Raw genomic sequence first — 6,382 nt, 5'->3', positions numbered from 1 at the left:
GAAATGGGCCGCATCCCCGGGACCATCGCGCTGTTTGGCTGCTTCCTGATCATGATCATCATCCTCGCGGTGCTGGCGCTGATCGTTGTAAAAGCCCTGGCCGAAAGCCCGTGGGGTATGTTCACGGTGATGGCGACCATCCCGATCGCGATGTTCATGGGCATTTACATGCGCTACATCCGCCCGGGTCGTATCGGTGAAATCTCCATCGTCGGCGTGTTGCTGCTGCTCGGTTCGATCTGGCTGGGCGGGCAGATTGCCGCTGATCCGGTCTGGGCCAAGGCCTTTACCTTCACCGGGATCCAGATCACCTGGATGCTGATCGGCTACGGTTTCGTCGCCGCGGTATTGCCAGTGTGGCTGATTCTGGCGCCGCGGGACTACCTGTCGACCTTCCTCAAAATCGGCACCATCGTGGCCTTGGCGATCGGCATCCTGATCACCATGCCCGACCTGAAAATGCCGGCGCTGACCCAGTTCGTCGACGGTACCGGGCCGGTATGGAAGGGCGGTCTGTTCCCGTTCCTGTTCATCACCATTGCTTGTGGCGCAGTTTCCGGTTTCCACGCGCTGATTGCTTCCGGCACTACGCCGAAGTTGTTGGCCAGCGAAGGCCATGCCCGTTACATCGGTTACGGCGGCATGCTGATGGAATCCTTCGTCGCCATCATGGCCATGGTTGCTGCGTCGGTGATCGAACCGGGTGTGTACTTCGCCATGAATAGCCCGGCGGCGCTTGTCGGCTCTGACGCTGTTTCGGTGGCTCAGACCGTCAGCAGCTGGGGCTTTGCAATTACCCCGGAAGCGCTGCAAGCGGTGGCCAAGGACATCGGTGAAACCACCATCCTGGCCCGTGCCGGCGGTGCGCCGACCCTGGCAGTCGGTATCGCGCAGATCCTGCACCAGCTTCTGCCGGGTGAAAACACCATGGCGTTCTGGTACCACTTCGCGATCCTGTTCGAAGCGCTGTTCATCCTGACGGCAGTCGATGCCGGTACCCGTGCCGGCCGTTTCATGTTGCAGGACTTGCTCGGTTCCTTCGTGCCAGCGCTGAAACGCACTGAATCCTGGATCGCCAACCTGATCGCAACCGCCGGTTGTGTGGCGATGTGGGGTTATCTGCTGTACCAGGGCGTGATCGATCCGCTGGGCGGCATCAACACCTTGTGGCCGTTGTTCGGTATCTCCAACCAGATGCTGGCCGGTATCGCGCTGATGTTGGCGACCGTTGTGCTGATCAAAATGAAACGCCAGCGCTACGTCTGGGTCACCATGCTGCCCGCTGTGTGGCTGCTGATCTGCACCACCACCGCAGGCTTCATCAAGCTGTTCGATGCCAACCCGGCGATCGGTTTCCTGGCCTTGGCCAAGAAGTACAGCGATGCCCTGGCCAACGGTCAGATCCTCGCCCCGGCCAAGAGCATCGACCAGATGCAGCACGTGATCTACAACGCGTACACCAACGCAACGCTGACCGCGCTGTTCTTGCTGGTGGTCTTCAGCATCCTGTTCTTTGCACTCAAGGTCGGTATCGCCGCCTGGGGCACCAAAGAACGTACGGATAAAGAAGCGCCATTCCAGGCACTGCCGGACGCCTGATCGAGGATTGCAGCATGTTCAATGACCTGAGTCGCCTCGGTAAATACCTCGGTCAGGCCGCGCGCCTGATGGTCGGCATGCCCGACTACGACACCTACGTCGAGCACATGCAAACCAAGCACCCGGACAAACCGGTGATGAGTTATGAGGTGTTCTTTCGGGAACGCCAGGAAGCCCGTTACGGAAGCAAGGCCGGGCCGAAGTGCTGTTGATGGTCGGTGGCAGTGATGCCACCTGAATATCTAAATAAAGAACCCGGCTGATGAGGCCGGGTTTTTTTTGAGTGAATGGCGTTGGTCGAGCCGTGTTGAGTCAGCTTGCGGGGATGGTTTCGAGCGTCTCGAGATCCAGCAGGGTGAAATAACCACGGTCCGGCCTCCAGCCACCCGTATCGATGTGAATCACATTGCCAAGGCTGACGGGCATATAAAGCGGCGTATGCCCTACGACCAGTGCGCGTAGGCCTTCAACGCCATGCGTTTCCTGCTGATCGATCCGCCTTCGTGACCACATGCAGTAGTGCTGCAGCTCCTGCAGACGCCTGTTGGTTTCCGGCGACTCCAATTCCTTTCGCAGTTGCTGCCATGATGGAAATGGACAATCGGCGTGCACGATGCCGATCAGGCCGTATGCTGTTTCGACTTCGATCGCGATAGGGAGCTTGGCGAACTGCGCCGCGAATGCTTGCTTCTCGAACAGCGACAGGTCCACGAACCATGAACCGCCGTTGTCGATCCAGCTGTCGACGTCGCAGCTATCGAAGCACACCACGTAGTCGTCATGGTTGCCTCGCACCGGGTGGAACCATGCCTTGTCCAGCCAATCGAGCGCATCATGGCATTCGGGCCCGCGGTCAATCAGATCGCCAACACTGAACAGGCGATCTACCGAGTGGTTGAACCCGGCTGCATCCAGAGCGTCCTGCAACCGAGTGAAATGGCCATGAATGTCACCGACCGCGAAATCTCGGCCGGCAACGTTTGCGGCGAAGCGCTTAACACGCGACATCTCTAAAGTTTCGAGCATGGGAATGCCACTCCGGCTGCTCCCCAACGGGCTAGTCAGTTGAGTTTAGGCCAAGAAGTGGTACTCGACCTTACCGCGCCGGCAGGCAGACCTTTACCGCCTGCCCGACAGGCTACCCAGATCAAACACCGTCAGAGCAAGTAGGCCGTTGCTTGCGCGAAATGGTTGTCCTGCACTCCTGCGATAAGGTGCAGAGGAATATGTTGCGCATCCATGGATGGAACTTCGAAACTATCCACAATCTGGGTGTGGCGCTCACTCAGCCCGGTCGACTCTTCGACAAGAGCCTTAGCCATTCTCGCGTGGTTCGCTGCGATTTCATTGAGAGTTGACACGTTACATCTCCGGTGACTGACCAAGCGCATCGCTGGCGTCCTAAGCGTTAATTAAAGTGCTGCCGCGTCAGAATTACGTCGTTCTGGGGCTGCCACGAGCGTCTTCTGCAAACCTTAAGCCAGGAATAGTCAAAAAAATCGCGCAGCGCTTCTGATACGACGAATGGTGCCGCCGCCATAGCGGTTGGCTTTGAAGGGGATATTTCCTGAGCCTATAAGGCCGGGGAAAAAGGTGATTAGACGTGCAGAAGTTGTTTTGTTAAAAAAATAGTGCATGGCTGCTATTGACGCGCCAATGCATCTCCATTCGGTTAGATGGAAATCGCCCAACATTGAGCTGGGCAACGATCAATGAGTCTGATGCCGATACAGGGATAAGTAACTGCGACTTTGGCCAACTGCTCGCGCACAGAGGTATTGGGCTCATTGATCCCCTTTCCCTTCCACAGGTTGATCCTTTCGAACGAACCACATCGCACAGCGTTCTGCTGGTTATCGTTGGGTATTGCGCGCAGGGGAGCGCATGCGGACTGGCCCAAACTTGAAGGCTAGCAGCGCTGGCTGCTCGGGCGATGCCGCGCTACAGTCACCCCTTTCAGGACAAGGAAGTATCATGTGGATTTTGAAAGTAGCAGTGACTCGACCCATTTTCCGCCGATGGCTGATCACTGCTTCTATCGGCCTTTTTGCAGTGGCGGGCGGTGCGCAGGCTCAAACCACGCCACAGGCAAACCAGGAGATAAAAGGCTTGCTGGATTTTGTGGAGCGCAGTGAGTGTAAGTTCGTGCGCAACGGCAGTGAATACCCTGGACCCCAGGCTCGGGCACATCTCGAAAAGAAGCTGAATTATCTCGAAGGCAAGAACCTGGTGAGCAGCGCAGAAGACTTCATCGATCTCGCTGCCACTAAAAGCAGCATGAATGGCAAAGCCTATGAAGTGCGTTGCTCAACAGGTGTCCAACCGACGAGCACCTGGCTGAAGACAGAGCTACAGAGACAACGCCAGCACCATTGAGCCCACCCCCGAAACGAGAAAGCCCAGCGCAACTGCTGGGCTTTTTCGTTTCGGGGATTCGAAAGTCGTGGTCGACGCCGGAGCGGGGGTGAAACGTAAGCGTCCGGCCAACGCACCTTTCTGACACTTTCGCTTGAGGCGATGTGTAGTGGTCAACTAAATTTAAGTGGACACCATTTGGCCGGCAGAGAACGCATCAGCGGGGTGGCGTCTTGGAGCGTCCCTGAGTTCAATCCGGATTTTCGCTTATGCCAGCTCGTTTGGTTGTGGGACTAGCTAGCAGACCGCGCTGGATAGAAATAACTGCTCCTGCGCAGTTGCAGACTGTATACCCAGATTCCGAAAACCAGGGCGTACTCCTTAAACATCGGGAGCGTCAGCAGGTGCACGATAGATCCGCTGCGCATCTGGCTGAGGGAGAAAGCCACACCTAATGCCAAGGCTAGAATAAAGCACAACGAGCTGCTCTTTTTCCTGCCCAGTAGCATCAACCCGCCTACGCACATCAGAAGCGCTACGGTACAAACATTGAGCAGCACCAGGATCGAAATATCCCCTTGTCGGGTTTGTTCAAATCCTTCGTTGACCACCCAAAGACCTGCTTGAATCAAGACAATGAAGCAGTAAAAGACAGTCATGAAGACCGGGACGGGACGTGTGGTGTACCAAGGCTGAGGCATGTTTGCTTCCATAGTGAAGTTGCTCCTGGAGGATTGGGCGCAGTCGCGGATTATAGGGGGGGTATACGAACCTTTCTATACGAAGCAGGGTGTCTCTGCTACATATCCGTCCGGGTATCAGTCCTTGCGTAACTAAACCGATTGCCACTTATGCGGCAGCAACTGTTCGACTTCACTCGCCCGTTGCGTCGGCAGGCGCGTGAGGACGTCCTTCAAATAGGCGTATGGATCATGCCCATTGAGTCGCGCCGACTGGACCAAACTCATGATCGCGGCCGCCCGTTTGCCGCTGCGCAGCGAACCTGCAAAGTGCCAGTTCTTGCGACCTAACGCCCACGGTCGGAACTGGTTTTCTGCCCAATTATTATCAATGGGTACGGCCCCATCATCGAGATAGCGCGACAACGCCGTCCAGCGTTTCAGGCTGTAATCCAAAGCTTTAGCGATAGCCGAGCCGTCGTGCACAAGCACGCGCTGGGCGATTATCCAGGCATGCAGAGCATCCATCACCGGTACAGCTTTTTCTTGCCGTATTCGGCGGCGTAAATCCGGTTCAAGGTCGCGGGCTTCGCTCTCGATTTCGTAAAGCAACTGGATGTAGCGCAAGGCCTGTTCGGCGAGCTGGCTCTTGTTGGTGGCGTGCAGCTCGAAGAACTTGCGCCGCGCATGGGCCATGCAGCCGATCTCGGTGATGCCGAGTTCAAAGCTGGCCTTGTAGCCGCCAAAATCATCACAGACCAGCTTGCCTTTCCAGTCTTGCAGGAAGTTGCGTGCATGCTCTCCGGCGCGGCTCGGGCTGAAGTCGTAAACGACCGCCGCCAAGTCCGAGAACTGGCTGGTGGCGTAGGCCCAGACATACGCGCGATGGGTTTTCTTTGCGCCCGGCGTAAGCATCTGCACCGGCGTTTCATCGGCATGGATTACGCCATGTTCGAGAACAGCATCGCGCAGGGCATCGACCAGCGACTGCAACTGCACACCACAGCTGCCGACCCATTGCGCCAAGGTCGAGCGGGCGATGGCCAGACCGGCCCGACCAAAAATCGACTCCTGACGATAGAGCGGTAAATGGTCGGCGAACTTTGCGATCATCACGTGGGCTAGCAGGCCGGCGGTCGGGATGCCCTTGTCGATGACCTGCGCCGGAACTGGTGCCTGGATCAGCGTTTCGCACTAGCCGCAGACCCACTTGCCACGGATATGACGCTCGACGGTGAACACGCCTGGCGTGTAGTCGAGTTCGCTGACATCCTCGCCGATACGCTTGAGGGCGCAGCCGCACTGGCAGTGGCTGTTGTCGGGTTCGTGGTGGATCAGGGTGCGCGGAAACTGCGGCGGCAAGGCGGTACGCTTGGGTTTTTGCCGAGCCTCGGTCGAAACGGGGGTGGGTTGTAGCGCTTCAAGTTCGGCTTCGATGGCTGCGATGTCAGTGTCGATCAGGTCGTCAAGCAGGCTGGCCTGATCCGGGCTCAGGTTGCTCGCTGCGCTTGGCAAACTTGAAGCGCTTGAGCTGCGCGATCTCGTGGGCCAGTTTCTCGTTGACCGTTTTGTGATGGTGGATTTGCTTACCCATCGTCTCGAATTTCTGATCGAGATTCTCGACACGCCGCATCAACTGCGCCGCCAGAGCGCGCAGTTGTTCAGGGTTTAGTTGGTCGAGGTTTGGAAGCGAAGTCATGCCGCCGATTTTGCCAGAGCAAGGCTACACCGGCGATAGACTCATCGGA

General features: G+C 57.2%; 6 protein-coding genes and 1 pseudogene. 3 read left to right on the top strand and 4 right to left on the bottom strand.

The window, feature by feature from the left end; genetic code table 11:
* Together WLY71_RS28915 and WLY71_RS28910 are read left to right on the top strand one after the other, a co-directional pair.
* A partial coding sequence (locus WLY71_RS28915) for a carbon starvation CstA family protein (protein WP_347806290.1) occupies positions 1–1,599 on the top strand: 1,599 nt, incomplete at its 5' end.
* A 14-nt stretch (positions 1,600–1,613) separates the two neighbouring features.
* Positions 1,614–1,811: a YbdD/YjiX family protein gene (locus WLY71_RS28910; RefSeq protein WP_007900300.1), complete on the top strand. Its 198-nt coding sequence runs from the start codon at positions 1,614–1,616 to the stop codon at positions 1,809–1,811.
* 100 nt (positions 1,812–1,911) lie between these two features.
* Here WLY71_RS28910 and WLY71_RS28905 read toward each other — a convergent pair whose 3' ends face one another.
* Positions 1,912–2,625, bottom strand: coding sequence for a metallophosphoesterase (locus tag WLY71_RS28905; RefSeq protein WP_347806289.1), 714 nt, complete (start codon positions 2,623–2,625; stop codon positions 1,912–1,914).
* A gap of 131 nt (positions 2,626–2,756) precedes the next feature.
* The gene (locus WLY71_RS28900) at positions 2,757–2,960 is read right to left on the bottom strand and encodes a hypothetical protein (protein ID WP_283184049.1); all 204 of its coding nucleotides are present in this window, start codon (positions 2,958–2,960) and stop codon (positions 2,757–2,759) included.
* Between the two features lie 613 nt (positions 2,961–3,573).
* On the opposite strand from WLY71_RS28900, the gene WLY71_RS28895 reads away from it, so the two are divergent.
* The gene (locus WLY71_RS28895; RefSeq protein ID WP_347806288.1) at positions 3,574–3,975 is read left to right on the top strand and encodes a YfeK family protein; all 402 of its coding nucleotides are present in this window, start codon (positions 3,574–3,576) and stop codon (positions 3,973–3,975) included.
* A 272-nt stretch (positions 3,976–4,247) separates the two neighbouring features.
* On the opposite strand, the gene WLY71_RS28890 is transcribed toward WLY71_RS28895, so the two are convergent.
* Positions 4,248–4,655, bottom strand: a complete 408-nt coding sequence (locus WLY71_RS28890; RefSeq protein WP_347806291.1) for a hypothetical protein — start codon at positions 4,653–4,655, stop codon at positions 4,248–4,250.
* 132 nt (positions 4,656–4,787) lie between these two features.
* A pseudogene (gene tnpC, locus WLY71_RS28885) lies at positions 4,788–6,333 on the bottom strand (IS66 family transposase).
* Positions 6,334–6,382: the final 49 nt, after the last annotated feature.

The sequence above is a fragment of the Pseudomonas rossensis genome (genome assembly GCF_039888995.1).
GTDB classification, from domain to species: domain Bacteria; phylum Pseudomonadota; class Gammaproteobacteria; order Pseudomonadales; family Pseudomonadaceae; genus Aquipseudomonas; species Aquipseudomonas rossensis.
Note: the sequence above shows the minus strand (reverse complement) of the source record. Positions and strands in the feature narration are given on the sequence as shown.